The sequence below is a fragment of the Bacillus sp. EB106-07-01-XG149 genome (assembly GCF_058791555.1).
On record NZ_JBYTDP010000013.1, the window covers coordinates 41,779 to 63,923 of the forward strand.

The 22,145-nt window shown below is 31.2% G+C and carries 21 protein-coding genes and 1 pseudogene; 14 read left to right on the top strand and 8 right to left on the bottom strand.

Going from position 1 to position 22,145, the window contains the following annotated elements:
• Positions 1-215: 215 nt before the first annotated feature.
• On the bottom strand, positions 216-689 hold the full coding sequence (locus AC3WTA_RS27420; RefSeq protein ID WP_346724860.1) for an endonuclease domain-containing protein: 474 nt from the start codon (positions 687-689) through the stop codon (positions 216-218).
• A gap of 315 nt (positions 690-1,004) precedes the next feature.
• On the opposite strand from AC3WTA_RS27420, the gene AC3WTA_RS27425 reads away from it, so the two are divergent.
• Both AC3WTA_RS27425 and AC3WTA_RS27430 read left to right on the top strand, forming a co-directional pair.
• Entirely contained in the window at positions 1,005-2,195 is a 1,191-nt protein-coding gene (locus AC3WTA_RS27425) for an FtsK/SpoIIIE domain-containing protein (RefSeq protein WP_492333123.1), read from the top strand.
• On the top strand, positions 2,192-2,869 hold the full coding sequence (locus AC3WTA_RS27430) for a replication-relaxation family protein (RefSeq protein ID WP_492333124.1): 678 nt from the start codon (positions 2,192-2,194) through the stop codon (positions 2,867-2,869). The genes AC3WTA_RS27425 and AC3WTA_RS27430 overlap by 4 nt, the downstream gene beginning before the upstream one ends.
• 409 nt (positions 2,870-3,278) lie before the next feature.
• On the opposite strand, the gene AC3WTA_RS27435 is transcribed toward AC3WTA_RS27430, so the two are convergent.
• Together AC3WTA_RS27435 and AC3WTA_RS27440 are read right to left on the bottom strand one after the other, a co-directional pair.
• Complete coding sequence (locus AC3WTA_RS27435) at positions 3,279-4,613, bottom strand: relaxase/mobilization nuclease domain-containing protein (protein ID WP_492333125.1); 1,335 nt, start codon at positions 4,611-4,613, stop codon at positions 3,279-3,281.
• Positions 4,614-4,629: 16 nt separating this feature from the next.
• Positions 4,630-5,337, bottom strand: coding sequence for a hypothetical protein (locus AC3WTA_RS27440; protein ID WP_492333126.1), 708 nt, complete (start codon positions 5,335-5,337; stop codon positions 4,630-4,632).
• 265 nt (positions 5,338-5,602) lie between these two features.
• Between AC3WTA_RS27440 and AC3WTA_RS27445 the strand changes: the two genes are divergently transcribed.
• The 3 genes from AC3WTA_RS27445 to AC3WTA_RS27455 all read left to right on the top strand — a co-directional run bounded on the left by AC3WTA_RS27445 (position 5,603) and on the right by AC3WTA_RS27455 (position 8,149).
• Complete coding sequence (locus AC3WTA_RS27445; protein ID WP_492333127.1) at positions 5,603-7,399, top strand: DUF3801 domain-containing protein; 1,797 nt, start codon at positions 5,603-5,605, stop codon at positions 7,397-7,399.
• Between the two features lie 70 nt (positions 7,400-7,469).
• Complete coding sequence (locus AC3WTA_RS27450) at positions 7,470-7,985, top strand: hypothetical protein (RefSeq protein ID WP_492333128.1); 516 nt, start codon at positions 7,470-7,472, stop codon at positions 7,983-7,985.
• 14 nt (positions 7,986-7,999) lie between these two features.
• The gene (locus AC3WTA_RS27455) at positions 8,000-8,149 is read left to right on the top strand and encodes a hypothetical protein (RefSeq protein WP_492333129.1); all 150 of its coding nucleotides are present in this window, start codon (positions 8,000-8,002) and stop codon (positions 8,147-8,149) included.
• A gap of 967 nt (positions 8,150-9,116) precedes the next feature.
• On the opposite strand, the gene AC3WTA_RS27460 is transcribed toward AC3WTA_RS27455, so the two are convergent.
• The 4 genes from AC3WTA_RS27460 to AC3WTA_RS27475 form a co-directional block, all read right to left on the bottom strand.
• Positions 9,117-9,557 (bottom strand): hypothetical protein, encoded by a 441-nt coding sequence (locus AC3WTA_RS27460; protein WP_346724868.1) that lies wholly within the window; start codon positions 9,555-9,557, stop codon positions 9,117-9,119.
• Positions 9,554-10,714 carry a ParM/StbA family protein gene (locus tag AC3WTA_RS27465; protein WP_492333130.1) on the bottom strand — a complete coding sequence of 387 codons (1,161 nt, stop codon included), beginning with the start codon at positions 10,712-10,714 and terminating at the stop codon, positions 9,554-9,556. Before AC3WTA_RS27465 ends, AC3WTA_RS27460 begins: the two co-directional genes overlap by 4 nt.
• 431 nt (positions 10,715-11,145) lie before the next feature.
• Positions 11,146-11,661 (bottom strand): MerR family transcriptional regulator, encoded by a 516-nt coding sequence (locus AC3WTA_RS27470; RefSeq protein ID WP_492333131.1) that lies wholly within the window; start codon positions 11,659-11,661, stop codon positions 11,146-11,148.
• Positions 11,662-12,303: 642 nt separating this feature from the next.
• Positions 12,304-13,560 (bottom strand): hypothetical protein, encoded by a 1,257-nt coding sequence (locus tag AC3WTA_RS27475; RefSeq protein ID WP_492333132.1) that lies wholly within the window; start codon positions 13,558-13,560, stop codon positions 12,304-12,306.
• A 566-nt stretch (positions 13,561-14,126) separates the two neighbouring features.
• On the opposite strand from AC3WTA_RS27475, the gene AC3WTA_RS27480 reads away from it, so the two are divergent.
• Positions 14,127-15,254 (top strand): AimR family lysis-lysogeny pheromone receptor, encoded by a 1,128-nt coding sequence (locus AC3WTA_RS27480; RefSeq protein ID WP_492333133.1) that lies wholly within the window; start codon positions 14,127-14,129, stop codon positions 15,252-15,254.
• A gap of 489 nt (positions 15,255-15,743) precedes the next feature.
• Positions 15,744-15,899 carry a hypothetical protein gene (locus AC3WTA_RS27485; RefSeq protein WP_180226291.1) on the top strand — a complete coding sequence of 52 codons (156 nt, stop codon included), beginning with the start codon at positions 15,744-15,746 and terminating at the stop codon, positions 15,897-15,899.
• Between the two features lie 45 nt (positions 15,900-15,944).
• Here AC3WTA_RS27485 and AC3WTA_RS27490 read toward each other — a convergent pair whose 3' ends face one another.
• Positions 15,945-16,346 (bottom strand): helix-turn-helix domain-containing protein, encoded by a 402-nt coding sequence (locus tag AC3WTA_RS27490; RefSeq protein WP_492333134.1) that lies wholly within the window; start codon positions 16,344-16,346, stop codon positions 15,945-15,947.
• A 130-nt stretch (positions 16,347-16,476) separates the two neighbouring features.
• On the opposite strand from AC3WTA_RS27490, the gene AC3WTA_RS27495 reads away from it, so the two are divergent.
• The 7 genes and pseudogenes from AC3WTA_RS27495 to AC3WTA_RS27525 all read left to right on the top strand — a co-directional run.
• Positions 16,477-16,713, top strand: coding sequence for a helix-turn-helix domain-containing protein (locus tag AC3WTA_RS27495; protein WP_492333135.1), 237 nt, complete (start codon positions 16,477-16,479; stop codon positions 16,711-16,713).
• Between the two features lie 161 nt (positions 16,714-16,874).
• Positions 16,875-17,471, top strand: coding sequence for a hypothetical protein (locus AC3WTA_RS27500; protein ID WP_492333136.1), 597 nt, complete (start codon positions 16,875-16,877; stop codon positions 17,469-17,471).
• 16 nt (positions 17,472-17,487) lie between these two features.
• A complete protein-coding gene (locus AC3WTA_RS27505; RefSeq protein WP_346724879.1) occupies positions 17,488-18,360 on the top strand; it encodes a VirB6/TrbL-like conjugal transfer protein, CD1112 family in 873 nt (290 codons plus the stop codon).
• Positions 18,361-18,711, top strand: coding sequence for a hypothetical protein (locus AC3WTA_RS27510; protein WP_492333137.1), 351 nt, complete (start codon positions 18,361-18,363; stop codon positions 18,709-18,711). It begins immediately after the preceding gene.
• Positions 18,704-19,105 (top strand): PrgI family protein, encoded by a 402-nt coding sequence (locus tag AC3WTA_RS27515; RefSeq protein WP_492333138.1) that lies wholly within the window; start codon positions 18,704-18,706, stop codon positions 19,103-19,105. Before AC3WTA_RS27510 ends, AC3WTA_RS27515 begins: the two co-directional genes overlap by 8 nt.
• Entirely contained in the window at positions 19,047-21,461 is a 2,415-nt protein-coding gene (locus tag AC3WTA_RS27520) for a VirB4-like conjugal transfer ATPase, CD1110 family (protein ID WP_492333139.1), read from the top strand. The genes AC3WTA_RS27515 and AC3WTA_RS27520 overlap by 59 nt, the downstream gene beginning before the upstream one ends.
• A gap of 19 nt (positions 21,462-21,480) precedes the next feature.
• Positions 21,481-22,145, top strand: a pseudogene (locus tag AC3WTA_RS27525) (hypothetical protein); the annotation flags it as partial.

The window sequence follows — 22,145 nt, forward strand, 5'->3', positions numbered from 1 at the left end:
AACACAAAGTTTCAACTAAATGTTTAAATAAATTGTACCATTAGTTTATAAAATTGACAACAGAATATACATTATTGTCAGAAAAATACCACTTTCACAATTATACTTGCAATTATACTTGTAAGTGTACTTGCTTCGTTGGAAATATTTGACCTACTTTTATTCCAATTACGATACGTGAAATTTTATATTTATAAAAAATGAGAAGCCTTTAGCTACTCATTTTTAGGTTGCAACTTTAGTTGCATACTCGGGTGTCCTTCAGGAAGTAGATCTAAGTCATAAAGTTTTGCTTCAATTCTTCGCATACACGCATTTAAATCTTTTTTTAGCTGACGATCACTAATTCGAAAAACTTCCCATCCTAATTTCTTTAAATAAGCATCCCGAATAGCATCTTTCCGCTTGGCTTCAGGGGTGTTATGAAATGTATAACCATCAACTTCTATACACAGTTTTTTTCCGTTGTTCCCGTATATAGCAAAGTCTAATCTATATTTTCCAACCTTCTCTTGTACAGTAGGCGAAAGGCCCATATAACGTAAATGGTCATACACTTTTCGTTCTAAATTGTTCGCACACTGTTTTCTTTTTATATCACTTTCAGGATCATAAGAGCTTTTTCCAATCATGTTAGCTAGAACATAAAAGAATATTGCAGCCACTATTACAATCAAAAAACCAATCATATCTGTCTCACCTCTTCTCCTAATCATTTATCATTAAACAATTCGGATAGGCACTAATTACATAACTCCTACATAAGTTATTTACATGTAGCAATCAAAAAAATTAGTTGGGTATTTACATCAGTACTTACTTATGTAGCATTACCTATGTTTCAACCGTCCAAACCTAGCAATATTAAGAAAGAATAAGATTGTTTATGGGCGACGAGGACCGTAGGCCGAGGGAAGCCCATCATGCCCAATTACCAAACCTTTTATACACAAAAACGAAAAAAATTTAAATTGCCTCATCATTGTTAAAAGGAGGAAGTAAAATTGCTTACTCAATTAAAAAATTTATGGCAACATTACCAGGAACAAAAAGAGGAAAAAGAAATTGTTCAAATAATTAAAGTCAAAACGACAAAAGCTTTTCATTCAGCACAATTATTTTTAGTCCAGAAAGACAAATTTACGGATTTAAAAGTGCATATTTATCCTGAGATACGTAGCATAAAAATTATGGACTATGCAGAAATTGTATTTACAATTCCTCGTGGTATGAATCCTGAAGATGTTAAAAGAAAGGAATATGTATTTAAACAATATCTGAGTGATCGTGCAGAACTAGAAGCAGGCACTTTAAAATTTGTGATACGTATTTTCCCTAATGAAATACAAAATGTTTTATATGACTATCATGCTTTCCCTCTAAAAAACGAAAAATTACCGGTTGTATGCGGTATAAACAAATTCAATCAATACACCATTTATGATATGGTAGAACACCCTCACTTATTAATTGCTGGAACTACAGGTAGCGGAAAAAGTACACAAATACGCTCGATTTTAGCAACTCTAATTCAGCATAAAACCCCTCAACAATTACACCTTTACTTATGCGATTTAAAAAAATCCGAATTTCATCTATTTCAAAAGGTACAGCATGTAAAAAGTACTACGTATACAGCGGATTCTCTTTACCCTGTGTTAGTAAAATTAAAAAAAGAAATGGAAAGAAGAGGTGAAGTTCTTAATCAACATGGATATTCGCACATAGATCAATTACCTAAAAAACTTCCTTACCTTGTAATGTGTATTGATGAATACCCTTTGTTGCAGCATAAAAAAGCTATAACAGATATTGTAGAAGAGATTAGTTCAATCGGCCGAACAAACGGTGTATTTCTTATTCTTTCCATGCAACGGCCAGATTCAAAAGTAATTGATGGGAAAATAAAAAATAATTTAAATGTGACTATGGGATTTCGTTGTAAAAATGCAATAAATGCAAATGTCATGGATTGCCCTGGTGCAGAAAAAATTCCTAAAACAGCCAAAGGACGTATGATACTTAATTTCGATACTTTAGAAACCATACAGGCTCCGTTTTTATCTGAAGATAAAACGAAGGTAATTCTAAAGAATTTTAAAAATACACAAGATGAAGACTGTCATAGCATTGGAAATAAAATTGATGAGGACGAATCAATTTTTGGAATGTTGGGGGATGAGGAAACATTATGAATAAACGAGATAAAGCCATTGTGAATGATCTATATCGTTTTCGTATGTTAAGTAGAGATCAAATTATAGGATTACACTTTTCTCATTTAAAAAAGCCTGTTAGCACTTGTAATTTAGTTCTAAAGCGATTACAGGACCGTAGGTATATAAAAGCATTCAAAAGCTTTCAGCCATTTGTATATGCCCCTGTGGACTCTAAAATAAAAGAAAATAGTCAGAAGATATTACATTTTTTAGCCATTGCAGATACTTTTATCGAAATGAAAAAATATGATGAACCGAGTCATGTACTTGTAGAACCGAAGTTCGCTGAAAAAGGGACTATTGAACCCGACTTATTTTGTATTTTTAAAAGAACTCCATTTTTTATTGAAATACAAAGAAACGTCTATTCAGAGAAGGTAATGAAAGAAAAAATCGTTAGGTATGAAACGTTTTATTATTCTGAAGCCTGGAAAGAGTTTGAATGGCAAAAGAAAGATAAAAAACTATTTCCAATCATTTTATTTATAACAGATACACGCTACAATATTGAGACGAATGTGTTACGTATTGTGCAATCTCCAAATGTTACTGATCTAGTTCATCTATTTGAAACAAAATCTTCTCCAAATAAAAAACTTCCTCATGTGGTTCTTAAAGAACAAAAGCCCACAATTCGTATAAAGCTGTAGCTGTATTTCACTTAAAAATATTAGTAAAAGAAGATTAACTGAAATTCAGTTAATCTTCTTGAAGTTTTAGAAGTGTTATTTTGCTTTATAGTGACCTTGATATTAGTAAAATTAATAACAAGGTCATTCATCTTTTTTACTAATATTTTTAAGTACTCATATCCTTCTCTTGTAATCAGTAGCTCCCTACCTATCATTTTCACGCTACCCTTCAATAAAATATCCGAATGCCTCTTCCATAAAAAATATATATATTTAGGGTTTTTACCAAGTTTTATACTCGCCTCACGAGCCGTTAAGATCTCATTCCATATGTATGACAAAAACGTTCCACCTCCCAACTCTTGAATTTATTTATTCCATTCATAAAGAACTATACAACATCGTTTTTTTGAGGCGCTATAAATTTTTATCTTTCATTTTCTTTTTTACGTTGTTGTTGTTGCTGTTGCTGCTGTCTTTGTTGTTCTTGTCTATTCGCTTCCACTTCTTTTTCTTTTCCTAAACTTCCATACAATAAATTTCGTTCTTTTGTCAGTAATGACAACTTATAATGTAATTCCGATTCATCCGTTATGCCATAATTCTTTTTAAGATAGTTCATATCACGTTTTGCAACATCATACTCTTTAAATTCGTGATAACGTTCTTGTTTAAATGCCTTTTTATTTTCAGCTTTTTTATAAGCAACGATTAAAGGATGACTCTTTTTATAAGTACGGAAACAGCCCTTCATTTTATTTAATCTAAAAATTTCATTATCAATACCTAAAAGTTGCTTTTCAAAGCTGTCAATTAACGCTTCCTTATTTGCTTCAATTTCCTCAAGTTCCGTAAGAAAAACATTAAGTTTATATAGCTTTGAGCTTAATTCATTTAAGTAATTAATGTTTTGCTTAGTGGCCCACCTTTGAAGCCCTTTGTTATTTTTAAATTTCTCCTGTGACTTATCAATCCATTTTCTGTTGATTATACTTGATTTGATTGGTGAATAACCTTTGTTTTCTATTCTATATTTGATAGAGGATTCAAGGTAATTAAATCCCATTGTTTTAGTTCGCATAAATTTCCCTGATTTCGGATTCATAAATGATAAATATTTGCCCTGTTTAGGTTCATATCCTTCTTTTTGCATTAAACTTAAAAATTCATCAAATGAATTCGCTTTCGATATGTTTTTATCAATTACATTTTCTAAATTCCCTTTGAATGATTTGTTCTTTGATCTAGCTACATACTCGTTAAAAGCTAAATACTTTTTCCTTCCCTTTTGTCCTTTTTCAATGATTGACAAACCATACTTTTCGGAGATCTTATCATTTTCTTCTCGTAATCTGTCTAAAGTGTTTACACGTTTTGAATCGAACATTTTTAATTTATTAAAATCAATATCATTAAAAATAATATGATTATGCAAATTATCTGTTTCTGTATGTGTAATTACTGTATATTGATGATTCCCTTTCAGATAATTATCAGCAAATTCCACTCCGTATTGATGAACTTGTTCTGGTGTTAAATTATCATCACTGTCAAATGATTGAATTATCATTCTTGCACTTAGATTTTTATTACTATTATTCTTTTCATTGTAGTCAACTAAAACACTTTTAAAATCCCTATCTATCGTTTCTATAGAACACTCATAAGATGTAACCAATTCCTCGCTAGTTTTATGATCTTGCATACTGTAATTAATGACAGCTTTTAAATCTTTGACTTTTTGTATTTTAACAATAGACATTGTAATCAATCCCTACTTAATAAATTTCATATTCATCTAATATATCTTTTAATTCAAACCAATCATCATCTTCAAAAACATTATCAAGTTTGGCTAACTTAAACTTTAATTTCTGTGCAAATATAAAAATGCTATCGGCCAATTCAATTATTTGATTATCATCTAACTTAAAAAGCGTATCTCCATATAAATATTGCCAAACATATTCTGTTACTTCTTCATCTTGTTCAGGTGAGTTTTCTATACATTCTATGATATAAATGAAATCTTCTTTTATCTTTTCATACACTTCTTCTAGTGCTATTTTTTTGGGTATCTGTATTTGATTTTCAGTTAACGATTGTATTAATTTTTCTTTTTGTTTTTTACTCAAGCTATCGCTATTAAACTTGGTTTTCATATCAATTAATCGGTCATATTCAGTATTAATTCTATTTATAATTTTCTTCTGATTTACTCTTAGAAAATCAATATCACTGTCCGTGTAAATTCCGTCGGTATTGATCCTTCTAATTAAGCTATTTATATTCTTACCAATATAGTTTATTTCTTTAGTTAAATCTCTATAAGCTTTCATATCAACTTCAAGTTTAAAATACGTTTTTGCACTATCAATTAAAAATGCAGATACAGTTCTATAACCTAACTCATTTGCTTTATTTTTTATAAATTCTTTATCCTCATTTGATAACGATATTTTCAAATCTGTTTTAATTCTTGGCATTAAAAAAACTCCTTTCTTTCTTAAAAAAATTCGAGCGCAGCGACAACAAATATATAAGTGATTTTGTAAAAAATCGCTTATTTATATTTGTAAAGGTCGTAGGAATCTCCTACCAAGTCAAAAACACCGTTTTTGGGGAGTGTGGTCACACTCCCGTAGCTTGCCCTTTACTAAAACCTTAATATTTCTTTCTGAAAATTATATCATTACTAGCCAAAATATGGTATAATTTAGTTAAATAATTTATAAAGGGGTTGGTCTGAAAATGGTTGCTGTAGATGAACATACGCAGGTAGCACTCGAAGTTGTTGCACAGTCTTTGAAAATATCAGAACAAACTTTATTACGTCTTTTAGAAGCATTATCAAAGTTACTTGAGGGTAAAGAACAACAACCAAAAGATTTTGTATTTGATGATAAAACTAAAGTTGGAAAGCAAAAAATTAGTGATCTCATGAAAAAGCATGAAAAAAATGGTGGGATAGTTGCTCTTGATGAAAATTTAACAAAGCAACAGTTAAACGATTATCAAAAAGAGTTGAAAAAATTAGGCGTGGATTTTTCTGTAGTGAGAAACGGTAAAGAAGATTACTCTTTCTTCTTTTCAGCAGCACAAGCTAACGTAATTGAAAAAGCATTAAAAAATATCGTTGAAAGAAAGAGTGCGGTATTAGAAAAAGAAGAAGTTAAGACAGTGGAAAAAGATTTGAAAGAAGTACGTCAAGATTTAACATCAGATCAAGCCGAAAAAGTAAAAGCAATTTATGATGAAATTACGACCGCACAAACGAAAGAACCAAAAGAAAATAATATTAACTACGATCGTTTATCAAAACAAGAAAAGCTTCTTTATGCAAAATTAGAAGAGCTTGATGAAGTTAAAAGAGGTTTATACTCACAAGAAGTAAATCGTGTTGAAAAACTTTTTGAAAATCGTTATAAGCAAGATGTTGATGTTAACAAAGAAAATACCGTAGAAAGAGAAAACCTTTCTGAAAAACCTTTGGAAAAAGTAAGAACAAAGGTTGCTGAATTGGATGAAAAAGAGCAGAGTCTTTTAGGACAAAAAGTTGGATTAGTTGCTGGGGAAGTTAGCGAAAATGAATACAATGAAATGAAAAAAGACTTCTCACCAGAACAAACTGAAAAAATTGAAAATATATTTGATGATTTATTGAATGAAGTTAAAAATGAATCTGTTAAGGAAAATACGGTAGAAATAGAAAATCTTCCTGAAAAACCTTTGGAGAAAGTAAAAGAAATTGTTACTGAAGAAAGAGAAAAGAAACCTTTACAAAAGGTGAAAGAACTTGCTTCAAATTTGGATGAAAAAGAGCTAAACCTCTTAGGTCAAAAGGCTGGGTTAGTCGCTGGAAAAATTGGCGAGAATGAATACAATGAAGTGAAAAAAGACTTCACACCAAAAGAAATTGAAAAAATTGAAAAGATAGCTTCTGAACATATTGCTTCAGACATTAAACCAGGCGCAATTGTAGATGGAAAAATTAACGCCAATGTGTTTGCTGACTTATTAAAAAAAGTTAAAAATGAATCTATTAAAGAAAAAACTCAAGTTATAACAAATGCTAAAGCTGAAAAAGATCAAGTTAAAAATATGTTAAATTCATTGAATAATGATGAACAAAAATTAATGGTTCAGTATACAAAAGTTATGTCTGAAGGATTAGATAATCACTTTGCAGATAAAAGCTCGGATAGAGAGTCGAATAAATTTCAAGATATGGTGAAAAATTTCACTCCTGAACAAATCGAAAAAGTGACTGCGGTCGTTAATCAAAATGTTACTACGGCTTCATATTCAACAGAGAAAGAAAAAGGGAAAATTCATGTCGATAATTTTCAAAGTATTCTTGCAGATGTGAAGAAAGAAATAGCTAAAGAAAACGGAAAAGAAAAAGAAGTTGAAAAAGAAAAGGATGCCCCTAAAGAAAAGAAACTTGAATTTTCAATGGATAGCGTTAAAAAACTTGATGTCAAAATCAAGAAAGAGGAACAAGAAGTATCAAAAGATAAGAACAAGAAACAATCCATTAGTCGATAGATATGTCAAACGATAGGTATATTTATTATCTATCGTTTTTTTAACATCATTAAAGAAAGGAATGAAAATTATGGACAAAGAAAGAGAGGAAATTTCATATAAAAATTTATGTGAATTCGAGAAAAGTTTCCTTGAAGATTTCAAAGAAATAGATGATGGAAATATAGAATTTGCCTCATTTAATTTGGAAGATAAAGAAAGGATGCTTCCTACTGAATCAATCACATATACCTCTTTTAAAGATTTGTTTGAAGCACAATATAAAGAGTCGTTTTTGACAAGTATTGAATCATTAGACTTGAAAGAAATAGATAACAAATTAGGTGCTGGTACATTAGATACAATAATAGCTAGAGATACAATGATTCGTACTCGTTATGAAGAAATAACAAAAGAACGGGATTTAGATAATGATGGAACTCCTGACCGTATAGATATAGACGACACAAAAAATTCTGTTCAAACTGTTGGGGATTTGGACAAAGTAAAAAATTCAACTAACAAAGAAACAGAAGAGGAGAATGACGAGAATGACGAGAAGAAAGGGAAGAAACAAAAAAGAAAAAGTCATGATATGGAATTATAAAGGAGCGAATATCTATGGGCATTTTAAAGTTTATTCTTAGAGCATTTATAAAGCTATTGATGTTTACAATTACAATTTCATTTGCAGTCATTAAGTTTGTGGTCTTTTTTACTTTAATGTTTTTAACACTTGGAGCTTTCGCATCAAAAACTCAAAAATATTAAAAGAACATATTTTAGATGCAAAATGTTTAATAACAAGAAGCGGTTATTATTGAATTTGAAATACAAAGGTATTAATAAGTACGGCTGTACTGAGTGAATACAAAATTATGCAGATTCCTTAAATTAAAGGTGCTACTTTGAGGGGAATTTAAACAAAACTATATTTCAAATTATTTTAAACCCTCCTGTCGTCCCTTGGTGGGTTTTTTTGTTTTTACAGTATCCTTTTGCTAAGCTATATCTTTTAAAAGCTCCTCGCTCCGTTCTGAGTGCTTTAAGAGGATTTTTAATCTTAGGAATTTATGAAACTAAAAAAGAAATAGATTATGGGGTAGAGAGATTAAACGGAAACCGAGACATGTTCGATTTATCCCTTCAACGAAGTTGGGGGGATAAATCAGGACATGTCGGATAAATCCCTCGGATTTATCCGAACCAACTCAAAAAGAGGTAGGGGAATTATCCCCTACCTCTTTTGTTTTTTTCTTACTTCTTTTTGTCCTGGATCTTCTTTGCGGTCTCCTTCGAGATCTTAATCTTCATGTTGCTGCCGACATCGTTCGGCTCGGGCTTACCGTCCTTCTTACCCATTATGTTTCCCTTTCTTTCTGTGTCTTCAGGGCTTCTCCCTGTTGACAGAAATAACTCTACACGACTGAAACAGCTGTCGCTAGTTAAAATGATGTGATGTATTTCATACTCAAGTTGTATCGGGACGGCTCGGGCTGATTGATTGAAGCCGACATGTTCGATTTATCCCTTAACGAAGTTGGGGGATAAATCAGGACATGTCGGATAAATCAGAATATGGGACATATTCTGATTTATCCTGGGCTTCGGGCGATCAGCCCGAGCCAATAAAAAAGATGATATTATCTGGCCCTAGATTTTTCAAATATTATCGTCAAGTAAATATAAAAACCTCTTACTTCAAAATTTATAAGTAAGAGGTTTTATTGTTTTTTTATTAGCCACCAAATAATGCTTTTTCATCAAGTTTTTCTATATAATCATCATCTTTTTTTTCAACTGAATCAGGTTCTTTTTGTTCTTTCGGTACGTTCACTTCGTTCTTTACTTTTTCATTAGTCTTTACAATCGCTTTCGGAACAGCTTCACTAACAGTTGACACGTTATTATTCAGCTTAACATTGTTTACATTTTCCTTTTCTAATAATGCAGAAATATCTTGATAAAACTCTTCTTTCATGAAGAGATCTCTTTGCATTTGTTTAGATACTTCATAGTCTGTTACATCACTTATTCCATATTGATCGACAAAATGTAAAACTAATGTAATTAATGATTCTGATATGTTAGATTGTGCATCTAGCCAATCATGAAATTTTAAATTTTTTTCTTTTTTAAAATTCCAGTTATATTGTTCTCTCTGTTTTGGTTTACTCATTTCTTACTCACCTTAGACAATAATTTATCGCTTAAAATCTCCATTCCTTTAACATTCATTTCTGTTGCATACTTTTCAGGAATCCAGAGTAATTGAATATCATTTACTTTAGAAAACTCTAATAATTTTTTATATAAATCATCTTTTAATGCAATACTTCCACCGCCATAAACTGCTAGGACTTCAGCTTTACTTGCTGTTTTATAAATATATGATTTTTCAATATCATTATAAATGTCTTGAGCTTGCATATACCGAGTTTCTTCTAAAAATCCTACGGCTTTATCATGCTTTTTATCATCAGAATCTGTTACTAACTCACTAAATTGCTGGCGATTAATATCTACACCGCCTTCATACTCTTCTTGTAGCAATTTAATCGCTCCTTCTATTGCATGACCAATCCCTCTTTTCTCCCCCCAACATGCATCTGGAACAGGGTTCAAACCATCAGAATAAATGTACTCGGTCGTACCATCTCCAATATCAGAATGTAACACTTTCTTATCTTTAAAGTATCCACCATCTATATTCTCTAATTCGTACAGTTCACAGAAGTCCGTGAACATATCAAAATCCCCTTCGAAAATCGCATATAGGGCCGGAACACCTTCACGAGTTACCTTTACAACCTCAAATGCAATTTGCACTGTTACTTTTTCTTCTCCAACATACACAATCACAACATGTTCATTATCCTTAAATCGACTTTCAAGAAAACGAGCTTTAGATGGTTCATACTCGGATGCAGGAATTGCTAAGATAAGTGATGCAGGAATTGAAATGTTTTTTGGTAGTTCTTCCCCTTCGTTATAAATTGTTTGAACCGCTTTACTTGCCATAACAGATAAAACGTTAACTACAGGTAGATCTCGTTTATGCTTATCTCCTAATTCAATATCAAGAGCATCTGGTTTACCATTTGAATGTGCAGCACGGTATCCTACATAAAATTTCCCGTCACGCTCAATAGCATTACTTGTTACATGAACATGAATGTCATTCATTAAGTTTATTACACTATGTTGCAAACTTCCTTCTTTACTTTTCACACGACCAAATATACGTTTATTTACATTTGGCAATTTTACTAACTCACCATTAATCATCATTTTCAATTCACTATTTCCAATATCAGCGACCGTTCTCATCATCATATTTAACAACCACCTTTTATATATTTTTTATAGCTTTTTTATATCTTAATTACATTATAAACATTTTATTCTGAATATTCAATAGAAAATGTTCATTTTTTATATATTTTTCATATAATTTTTATATGTTTTTTATATGATTATAATTTACAATTTCATAAATCATACTAAAAACGTATTTCAAATACCTTTCAAATATATATGTAACGTATGTAATCTATGAAAATAGTATAAAAAATGTATTTCGTGAGCTTAATACAATGTAAGTTTTTAAATACTAATGCAGACTGCATATTAAAAGTAGAAAATTAAAATTGGAGAGGGGAATAGAATTTAATATACATCTTCAAAAATAAAGAGCCCTAAATAAACTTTTTATCTAGGACTCTTTATTTAAAAACTCTGCTTTTCATAGTTAAACAGTAGAGGAATTACTTCCAGAATTGCCACCACTTCTTTTTCTTTTTCTTTTGTTTTGACTCTAATACTTCCCGTAATGTTTGCAGCAATAATTCATCTCGCTTCTTTATACTTTCATCAACATATTTCCGCAATTCCGTTATTTCTTCCTTGATCTTTGCTATCTCACTTTCTGTTTCATTTGGCAAAGAGGTGTCCTGGGTTTGTTTGCATTGTTCGTTTTGTTTGTCCACGTTGTCCTTGGTGTCCTCAATGTTTACAACGTTGTTTTGGACGTCTATAACGTTGTAAACACATTCACGAATTGTTCCAAAACCTTGTTCATGTAGCTTCAGCATTTCTTTAAATAGTTCTACATCACGCAATGTATACACTATACGGCCATTCTTTTTTTCAAACGGATGCCCTAGACGTCTGAAATGCCCTGTATACGTCCGTAATGTACTTGGAGGTATGTTGAGTGTGTTTGCGACGTCCGAACTGTTTAATGGACGTTGTAAACGTTCTAAGTGAATAACTTGACTCATACAATCAACTCCTAAAATAAGATTTAAAGATTACGTGAGTTGCTGTAGCAATTCTAGGAAATAAAATAAAACCCTTGTACTTCGCTAAAAGAAGTCAAGCCTCCCTAAAAAAATCATGTGTATTTACAAAGAATATCAAGATTCCCTAAATTTCTTGAAGAGATTCTATTTATTATTATTTTTTCATTTTTTAAGTATAAAACACATATTTAAAGTATAAATTTCCAAATACATATATAAAGTAATCAAAAAAATATATAAAAGAATCAAATATATATATAGGTAAAATGAAAATCGTTGGAAGCCTTGGGGCTCAAGGGGTTTGAGAGATTTAATAATTCTTAAAATGTAATACTCACAATCAACAATTAAAATAACGTATAACTCACAATTCACAAGTAAAGTAATCAATTATTCAGTGATTCACAAGTTGTAATTTATAATATTAACAAATTCACAAGTGAAGTATCGTAATCCGTGGAAATAAAAAAACAGTAGATTTCGAGTTAAAAACCTACTGTTTTTCATTTATGAATACAGAACAACTTGCGATCTTCGTTTATTTACATGACAAATAGCCTTGTTCACTTGAATTTTTTTGAACAAAGCTAAAATAAGTATTTATTTTTTAAAATTTTTAACTTATACAGCTGTATTTAAATCTGGTTTGTAGTCCATATACAACCATTGCGGAATATCAAACTCTTTATTACTAAATGCGATAAACAATTCGTAGCGGTCGTGCTCACTTAAATGTGTTAAACGCCATGATGGAAGTGATTCACGTAATTTTTCACGTATAAAAGCACCAATTGACTTCACTTTTTTATTTGTAGTATTCACGTAGTTTTCTAATGCGTCTAGCGCATAAGACATTGTATAAGTCATTAATTTTGCTCTAGCATTCTTATTTTCTAATAAATAGGCAATCTTAGATATTTCATCTCGGAATGTAACTACAAGATCCCTACGATCTTTATTAGTAAGTGGATAGCCTATTAATTTCAAACGTGATACCGCTTCTTTTCTCATTTTCGCTTCATTTTGTTTTACATCAGCATCAGTATTTTCCACTACACATGATGCAGCCATATGGATATTGAATTTAGGAACTATAATTTGATTTACAGCTTTACGAATACGTGTAATGCGTGATTCTTTTGCTTCTCGTACCTTTTTATGTAAAGGAACAAAAGAAAAAATCGGTGATAGTAACTCTGCATATTCTCGTACTTTTTTTGCGTTCTTATTAAAATATTTTTTAAAATTTTCCATTGTTCTTTCAACAGTGAATTGTTGTACATCTTCATAATCATATTTGTAGAGCTCGTGTGTAAAGTTGTTGCATAGTGTTAGTAATAAATAAATACCTTTACGGTCACGATGTCTAACTAACTCACGTAAGATATTTGTATCCAGTAGTGAGTTTGGAATGCGGAAATAGGATAATCCTTTGTATTCTGGATTACCTTCACTCTTTGTACGATTGTTTAACGCATAGTAACAAATCTCGTACATTGGTAATCCTTCTTCTGTAAATACTTCTTTTACGAGTTCACGCTGTAAAAGGATTTCAAAGCCTGTATGTGCGGTCGTATAAGGTAAACGGATTTTTTCAGCAATTTGAGTAATCTTAAAATCGCTTGGTAATACTCCATTATCATCTACCATATAGTGCATACCAACATATACAGCTAATGCGGATGCTGGAAGTTCTTTGAGTTCATCTTCACTTTTTAGAAGTTTGAGGAGTCCATTAAAAAACTTTGGACCATGCATGAGGAACTTTTGCTTTGTCATTTTTTTATAAAGATTCATATTTGTTCTTGGTAATTGTGTGTTTACTTGAATACCATCAACTAGATCAGTAGCCGATACATTTTCATAGTTTGATACCATAAAAAAACCTCCCTAATTTTTCCACCCGAATATCGGAAAATTAGCGAGTTTTTTATTCACAAATTATTATTAGTTATGTTATAATTTATTCATAACTAATATTTGTGAGTAAAACTCTACTAACGGGAGTTTTTAATCGGTCGCGGTCGCCAAACTTTGAACCAATTAAAAACTGTGGGTGGAGTTTTTTTTTGTGCTTTTTTTTATTTTAAATTGAAATTTATTCCAAAAGTCTCTATAATTTTTTCTATAAAACAACTATACCACAAGATTGTCTGTTACTTAGTTATATATTTTATATTTTTTCTTTGGAAATTTCAACAAAATGAAAATATTATGTGCGCAGTTAGATTATATTTTGCTAAAAAGTCCTGCAATTAAATACTGAAAATTCAGACAAAAGTTTATCAAATGTAGTTTCTTGCTAAATTTGTTATTTATTGATAAAGCTTTGGTTAATCTCGTGTATAATTGGACTAATAGGCAAAAGTTTATCAAAAGATATTTAAATATTCTGATTTTTAAATGTTTAGGTTGACTGTGTATTTAAGGAGGGCAAATTACTTATGATTTTAGAAAAAATCCATAAAGATCTTTATTCCAAGGGAATTAGTAACAGAAAACTTGCCGATATGTTTGATACTAGTCATTCAACAATAAATGATATGTTGTCAGGGAAAAGAGATTTTGACTTCTCTATATATACAGGAATCCTTAACTTATTATATCCTGATAATCATCAATTGATAAAAACTGAAGTTTATAATTTCTGCGATACAACGAAACGAAAGAATAATCTCCCGTTAGAGTTAGAATATACAAATTTGACTGGTGAATTAGATTTATTGAAAACCTTAATCGAAAAGGGGAAAACGTCCGATAATAAATCAATTAGAGATTTTTGTAGAGTGTACGAGTTATTACATTTACGAAATACCGAAAAAAAGTCTAAAGAAGAGTATCTTCAAGAAGTACGAAGTGTAGTTAGAAACACTAGTACAAAAAAAGTGAGTGGAGAGATCAAAGTTTTGTTAGAATTCGCTCTTATATATGCTTTTTTTGATTTAGAAGAATATGAGATAGTACACGAATACACAAAGAGACTTGAACCTTTGATTAATGAGGTGACAAACAAATATTTTCACTTTACATTATGCTTACGGAAAAATGAAATGATAGCTTCTTGTTTACATAAGGATAATAAGCTGAAAGAGTGTAGAAAGCTATGTGCAGAAATTATTAATAGTGATAAAAATCATTTTCCTTTAACAAAGGCTATTGCTTATGGGCTGATTGGGGAGTCATATATACTAACTGACTTTGAAAAATCAAAACATTTTCTGGAAAGAAGTTTACAATGTGTTGAAAATCCATGTAATGAAAAAATGAAATATAGATATTTAAAAGTAAAAAATACATTAGATTTTTTACACATTCACTGGAAAGTAAACTTAGATAAAATTAATCCGACAGATCCAGAGGAAGTAGCGTACTTGTACATTCAAAAGGGAGATAAAGAGAAAGCAATTAAAATATTAAAAGAAATACGAGAAAACTCGCCTAATGTTTCATCGTTTTGGATGTATTATTGGGGGATTGCAACTGGAGATAGAGAAATGCTAAAAAAATCCCTCTTTGAGTTTTTGCGTACGAAAAATCCATATTATGCAAAATTACCTCAAGATAAGTTATAATAGCATTAGAACTTTACAGGAGGTGACAAAAATGGGAAGATTTAAAAAGGCTCTTCAAATTACTACATATACTATTTTATCTAGTCCTCTTGTTGTTATGTTTGTACAATATATGAATGCTGGCCCTGGTGTCGGCGGTGGTTGATTATGAATAAAACTTTAATAATTCTATAATATTTAAAAAATGACACTGCGTTTGCAGTGTCATTTTGTACTTTTTAGGGATGGAATAAATTTTTTAAAAAGGGGAGTATTTATTCCGAATGCTAATTTTTCACAATATATATACGAATATATGTTCTGTACAACGATGATAGAAAGTCATATAATTTCTATATAGACAAAGAGAAGAGCTAAATCCTTAAGATTAATGAACATCAAGAAATTACATCATAATAAAAGTTTAATAATCACTTTATAATAAGTGCACTTGCAAGTGTACTTATAAGTATGGAGAGTTGATGAAAACATATGAAGGGATGTAAAGAGATGATGCGAGCAAATGAAGGGGAAAGAAATAAGGAAAATATAACTAAAGCTCTACTAGAAGAAGTGTTAAATGACCAAAATAATCCAATGGAATTTTATTATGAACTATTAACTGTACTAAATTATATAGAAAGTAAAGAGGGGAGAGCATCTTAACAGATGCTCTATTTCTATAAATTTTTAATTAAGTTATACATTGTTTTAGGAATCTTTTTCTGGATTCTCATCTTCTTGTTCATTGTTTTCTAATGCTGTTTGTTCAGACTTTTTTTTGAAATCCAAATAAGAAATATAAGAAAGTAGTTCCTCTTCGAATACTGGAATATCCTGACTTTTCTCGTATAACTTATCCGCCAGCTGCGTAACAACTGCCCTTTTTTGTTCTTCATTGTTCAGAACTTGATGATTTAGTAAATAATCAGTACTAACCATAAAATAGGTTGCGACTTTTTTTAACATATCAAAGCTAGGTTCTTTTTTTCCAAGCTCCCATGCAGATATTGCACTTGCTGTTACGTCTAACTCTTTACCTAATTCGTGTAATCTAATGTTTTTTAGTTTTCTTAAATTTCTAAGATTCTGGCCAAAAGTATTGTTTTCCAAGTAAATCAACCTTTCAAATAGTATTCATTACTAGCTTATTAAAAAAAATCAATTAAACGTTCAAAAAAAATGAACTAAGCGTTGACTTTGGATGATTTATCCAATAGAATGTAATTAAGGGGGTGGTAACTTGGTCAATATCCCAAAAGAAGGTTCAACAGTTTTAAGAATGGTTAGAGAATCTAAAGGCCTAACTATTCAAGATGTATCTCGATCTTCGAAAGTGCCTGAGAACACTTTGTACGGAATCGAGGTTGGCAAAAGTGGAGTAAATGCAAAGAGAGCGGAGGCCATTAGCCTGTGTCTGCAAGAACCCCTTGAATATCTGTTTGAACCAAATTCGTATAGTGCAAAGAAAGATCATTAATCACTGTTCACTATTCATTATGATGTACTCACCATGTTTACACTACACTTCCTACATTATATTGTAATGAAAAATTCCACAAAGTTAATGCATGATGATTCTAAAATTTATTGAGAAAGGGGAAAATAAAACTGAAGTTAACAAAAAAAGCTTTATTTATAATGTTATCAGCTTCAATGTTGTCAGCTTGTAGTAGTCAAAGTGAAAATGTTGTAAAAGAACAACAACAGACACAAGCAAAAAAGACTGTCAAAAAGAATGAATCAGTAAACTTGCCTGTCAATATTTTTAAAAATAGTAACTATGATATTGCGATGGAAAAGTTTATATTCACTCGCACCATTACTAGTGTAGAAATAAAAGATTTTGATGAATCATCTGAACTTGATTTCCGAGATCGATATAACAGTTATGTAAGTAATAAAAATTTAAACCTCAAAAATGATTTTAAACTACTAATCATTAATATGAAACAGGAAATAAACGAAAAAGCAAAAAGTAGTCCACTTGAAGGATTTGTATTAAATAAAGGTTCAGGACTTGTGATAGGTGATAAAGAATTAGCTAGTGGGAATCAATTTTTAGAATATCAGCAAACGTATATTACAACTGCATATATGGTGGGAAGAACAACAAAAGATAGTGGAAACATTTTGTTAGCGATTCCGAATGAGTACGCCAAAAACAAAAGTTTGCAATTAAAACTTGTTCAAAAAATAGACGGTGCTAATAAACTCGTTTATATTGATTTGAACTGAACGAGGTGGACAGATAATGGGTGCAATCGTTGATGCTATTTTTGAAGCGATTTTTGATATGTTCCATGGCGGTATAAAACTCATGCTTGGTTGGATTACCGGGTTGTTCCAAAAAAGCGTTGATACAGTTCAAGCAAATGTTTCGGAAACGCCAACACAGTTTTCACAAACAATTGTTGATAACCTTAGGTTAATATCTGACACCGCCGTACTACCCGTTGCGGGACTGATTTTAACATATGTATTTTGTTATGAACTATATCAATTAGTTGTAGAAAAAAATCGTGGTAACGATTTTGATGCGGGACAATTAATGTTTTTAATCATTAAAACAAGTGCAATGATTTTATTGTTGACTAACGCTTTTGATATAACACTTGCTGTATTCGATCTTGGTAAATGGATAACAGATCATATTCCAGCCTCGGCACTGAAATTACCTGATACTATAACCGATAATCTTCTTAATTCAATGGAAAAGGGAGATGTTGGTGCTGCCTTATCAATGTGGGTTATTTCAGCTATAGCTTTAGTCGCATCATTTGCAATGTGTATAATTATTTATTTAGTAGCTTGGAGTCGTATGGTTGCAATTTTGCTTTACATTTCAGTTGCTCCAATTCCATTCGCTACATTTTTAAATCGTGATTGGGTTGGAAGTATTGGGCAAGCATATGCTAAAAATTTACTCGCTCTAATGCTTCAAGGATATTTTATGATAGTGTGTCTAATCATATATGCTGGGTTACTCGAAAAAGCAAGTGGTTTAATGGCTGCTGAACAAGATGGATTATTTGGATTAATGTTAATGCTCGTTTCTATGGCGATCCTAGTAGTCTCATTAACAAGAACACATTCACTTGCTAAATCTGTAGTGGGGGCAATTTAAATGAAACTATGGATCAAGAAACATAAAATTTTATTAATTACATTTGGTGTTATTTCACTCGTGACATGGATAGTAACATTAATTGAAATAAACTTAATTGCTGCTAACACTGACGGTTTAAAGGAATATGCAGAAACAAAAGTTATTTCAGATGATTTAGAGGTTGTTGGTTTAGTAGGTATGCTCGATATTACACTGCTTATTATTTGGACATTTATATTTATGTTTATCTTTATGAAAATCGTTTTTCCAAGTAAGAAGGCATTACAAGGAGCCTTTTTTATGGAAGAATTCAGATTTCTGAAAGATATGCCTAATGAACTTAGGAGGGGGTTAGATAAGAATGAATAATAATTTCGTTGTATCTATTCCCAAAGAGTTAAAGACCATAAAATCTAAATTGTTTTTAGGATTAACAAAAAGGCAATTGATAGGATTTGCAATCGCTTTAGCGATAAGTTTACCAGTATTTTTCTTACTAAAAAGCTTTAGCTTGGATGTTGCTTTATATGGTCTTTTCTTTACAGCATGCCCAGCGATCTTCGCTACAATCTTCACTAAAGATGGTATGCCTGCTGAAACGTGGATTAAGCTGTATTTAGAATTTAAATATCTGAATCCGCAAAAGAGATACTTTAAAGTATCAAAAAGAAACGTTAAAGTTGCAGCAGAAAGGAATATGATGAATGAAAAACGCAAGGTTAGAAAAACTAAATCTGTTTCAAGTGTTGCAAAAACTAGTTGATTCAAAACGGCTAATAAGAAAGACTACACAACATACATTAAATTACAACAAAATGTATCCCAATGGGGTTTGTCATGTTGGACAGAAAAAATATAACAGAATGATTCGTTTTTCGGATATATCGTATCAATTATCACAAGATGAAATAAAACAAAGGATTTTCGCACAATATAGTACTTTACTAAACTCATTTGATGACACTATTAAAATTCAATTCTGCTTTATCAACTATCGTATGAATGGTGAAGAGAATGAAGAAGTACTGGAATACAGCAAAAGTATGAGTAACATTGAGGATTTCGAAACAATGCAAGAAGAATACTTTTCATTCTTAGAGGAACAAAGACAAAAAGGAAATAACGGTATTGTTCGAAATAAGTACTTGGTTTTTTCGATTACAGATGAAACCTATAATAATGCTGTTAGACGTTTAGCAAGTATCGAAGAAAATATTAAAGATCACTTTAAAACATTAGGTGTAGGAATAGAAGAATTAAATGGTATTGACCGATTATCAATTGTTAATTACCTATTAAATAGTAATTCTAAACACTATATCGAATTAGAGAATTTATCAAAGGAACAATTAAGTGGTGGAACAACTAAAGATTTGATTGCACCTAAAAATATAGATTTTGAGTCCTATGCAGATGAATTCAAGGTAAATAATAAGCATGCATCTGTTTTACATTTGAAAATTGAAGCAACAGAATTATCTGATCGAGTTCTAGCAGACTTTTTAGATTTAGACCTCGAAATGCTTGTTAGTATGCATATTCGTAGCCTTGGACAACAACAGGCTGTCAAAATGGTTAAATCAAAAGCATCTGACCTCGATAGTATTAAAATCGAGGAACAAAAAAAGGCTCTGCGTAGTGGTTATGACATGGATATTCTTCCGACAGATTTAAATATGCACGTTGAAGAAAGTAGAAAAATTTTAAGAGACTTACAAAGGGAAAATGAAAGATATTTCTATTTAACCTTTACTATTGTAGTCTTTGAAAATGATCGAAAAAGCTTGGATAATGCAATTTTCAGATTGAATTCTGTCGCACAAAAGCAAAATTGTACATTGAAAAAACTGAAATTGCAGCAAGAAAAAGCCCTAATTAGTGCTTTACCTTTTGGTGACAACATTACTGAAACAGATTTAGAGCGTGGATTGACAACCTCATCTACTGCCATATTCGTACCATTTACAACAATAGAATTGTATCAAGAAGAAAATGAACCTGTATATTACGGTTTAAATACTCTAAGTAATAACTTGATTCAGGTTAGCCGAAAATCCCTTAAAAATCCAAATGGATTGGTTTTGGGTACACCTGGTTCGGGGAAATCATTTTCTTCAAAACGAGAAATAATAGATACCTTCTTGAGAACTACAGATGATATTTTAATCTGTGATCCAGAAGCTGAGTACACCCCATTTGTTTATAGGCTAGGCGGAGAAATAATTAAAATATCTGCAAATTCTAAGCAATTTATTAATCCGCTAGATATTTCATTAGATTACGGAGAAGGAGAAAATCCAATTTCCTACAAGACGGAGTTCGTTCTTACTATGATGCAAGTAATTGCAGGGGGGAAATCGGGACTAACAGCAAAACAAAAAACAATTGTAGATAAATGTGTTCGTATTATTTATCGTCCTTATCTTGAAGAACCAATACCAGAGAACATACCAATCTTAGAGGATTTATATAATGCTTTACTTAAAAACGATAGGGCTGAAGGGCGAGAGTTAGCAGATGCATTAGAATTATATGTTCATGGTTCATTAGATGTATTTAATCATCGTACATCTGTTGATGTTAATAATCGTTTGATTTGTTTCAATATTAAAGAATTGGGTTCTAACTTACGAGAGTTAGGCATGTTGGTACTACAAGATCATGTTTGGAACAAAGTAACAATAAACCGTAATCAAGATAAGAAGACATGGTATTACATGGATGAATTCCACAAACTTTTAGCAGAAGAACAAACGGCAAATTATAGTGTGGAGTTTTGGAAAAGGTTTAGAAAATGGGGCGGTATACCAACAGGTATGACGCAAAACGTTAAAGATTTATTATCTAGTCCAAAGATTGAAACAATCATTGATAATACAGACTTTGTTTATCTTTTAAATCAAGCAACAAGTGATAGAAGAATTTTACAAAATAAATTTGGTATTAGTGATTATCAAGCGAATTATATAACTAACTCTAAAGAAGGGGAAGGTTTAATTGTTTATTCAGGTGTCATTTTACCATTTAAGGATAAGTTCCCTAAAAACAATTCCTTATATCCGGTTATGACAACAAAACCAGAGGAAATTAAGCATTTGAGGGAAACCTCAAATGGGTAATGAGGGGAGCTGCTGAAACTTGATTAAGAAAAAAACATCTGATAAATCAAATGGCAATTTTCGGCAACAAGAGAGTGCTATAAAAGAATTAGATAAAAATGTTGAGACAGCAGAGCAGAGAAACATTTCGCAAACTAAAAATGTCATTGAAAGCCCGCAACAAGAAACAGATCAGGGGAAATTACAAAAAGAATCATTTAAACAATCGCAACACAGTAATCAAGAATTTCAGCAACAAGAAAGTGCGGTACAGGTAGTAGATAGGAAATACGAAACAGCCGAGGAAAAACAGTATTCGCAAACTACAAGTACTATAGAAAGTCCACAACAGGATACGGGGCAAGGGACGTTCCGAAAACAATCTTCCAAGTTATCACAGCACACCAGCCAAGAATTTCAACCTCAAGAAAGTGCGGTACAGGTAGTAGATAGGAAATACGAAACAGCTGAACAAAAGCAGTTTTCACAAACTATAAACACTATAGACAGTCCACAACAAGAGTCAGATCAAGTGAAATTGCAAAAGCAATCTTCTAAGTTATCGGAGCATATCAACCAAGAGTTTCATCAACAAGACAGTACTCCAAAAATACTAAATAAAACGTTTGAAACAGCTGAACAAAAGCAGTTTTCACAAACTATAAACACTATAGACAGTCCACAACAAGAGACAAATCAAGTGAA

Bases quoted from the DNA above. Each gene is read 5' to 3' on its own strand.
- AC3WTA_RS27420 (WP_346724860.1), bottom strand. From the start codon at position 689: ATGATTGGTTTTTTGATTGTAATAGTGGCTGCAATATTCTTTTATGTT.
- AC3WTA_RS27430 (WP_492333124.1), top strand. From the start codon at position 2,192: ATGAATAAACGAGATAAAGCCATTGTGAATGATCTATATCGTTTTCGT.
- AC3WTA_RS27435 (WP_492333125.1), bottom strand. From the start codon at position 4,613: ATGTCTATTGTTAAAATACAAAAAGTCAAAGATTTAAAAGCTGTCATT.
- AC3WTA_RS27440 (WP_492333126.1), bottom strand. From the start codon at position 5,337: ATGCCAAGAATTAAAACAGATTTGAAAATATCGTTATCAAATGAGGAT.
- AC3WTA_RS27445 (WP_492333127.1), top strand. From the start codon at position 5,603: ATGGTTGCTGTAGATGAACATACGCAGGTAGCACTCGAAGTTGTTGCA.
- AC3WTA_RS27450 (WP_492333128.1), top strand. From the start codon at position 7,470: ATGGACAAAGAAAGAGAGGAAATTTCATATAAAAATTTATGTGAATTC.
- AC3WTA_RS27455 (WP_492333129.1), top strand. From the start codon at position 8,000: ATGGGCATTTTAAAGTTTATTCTTAGAGCATTTATAAAGCTATTGATG.
- AC3WTA_RS27460 (WP_346724868.1), bottom strand. From the start codon at position 9,557: ATGAGTAAACCAAAACAGAGAGAACAATATAACTGGAATTTTAAAAAA.
- AC3WTA_RS27465 (WP_492333130.1), bottom strand. From the start codon at position 10,714: ATGATGATGAGAACGGTCGCTGATATTGGAAATAGTGAATTGAAAATG.
- AC3WTA_RS27470 (WP_492333131.1), bottom strand. From the start codon at position 11,661: ATGAGTCAAGTTATTCACTTAGAACGTTTACAACGTCCATTAAACAGT.
- AC3WTA_RS27475 (WP_492333132.1), bottom strand. From the start codon at position 13,560: ATGGTATCAAACTATGAAAATGTATCGGCTACTGATCTAGTTGATGGT.
- AC3WTA_RS27480 (WP_492333133.1), top strand. From the start codon at position 14,127: ATGATTTTAGAAAAAATCCATAAAGATCTTTATTCCAAGGGAATTAGT.
- AC3WTA_RS27485 (WP_180226291.1), top strand. From the start codon at position 15,744: ATGATGCGAGCAAATGAAGGGGAAAGAAATAAGGAAAATATAACTAAA.
- AC3WTA_RS27500 (WP_492333136.1), top strand. From the start codon at position 16,875: ATGTTATCAGCTTCAATGTTGTCAGCTTGTAGTAGTCAAAGTGAAAAT.
- AC3WTA_RS27505 (WP_346724879.1), top strand. From the start codon at position 17,488: ATGGGTGCAATCGTTGATGCTATTTTTGAAGCGATTTTTGATATGTTC.
- AC3WTA_RS27510 (WP_492333137.1), top strand. From the start codon at position 18,361: ATGAAACTATGGATCAAGAAACATAAAATTTTATTAATTACATTTGGT.
- AC3WTA_RS27515 (WP_492333138.1), top strand. From the start codon at position 18,704: ATGAATAATAATTTCGTTGTATCTATTCCCAAAGAGTTAAAGACCATA.
- AC3WTA_RS27520 (WP_492333139.1), top strand. From the start codon at position 19,047: ATGAAAAACGCAAGGTTAGAAAAACTAAATCTGTTTCAAGTGTTGCAA.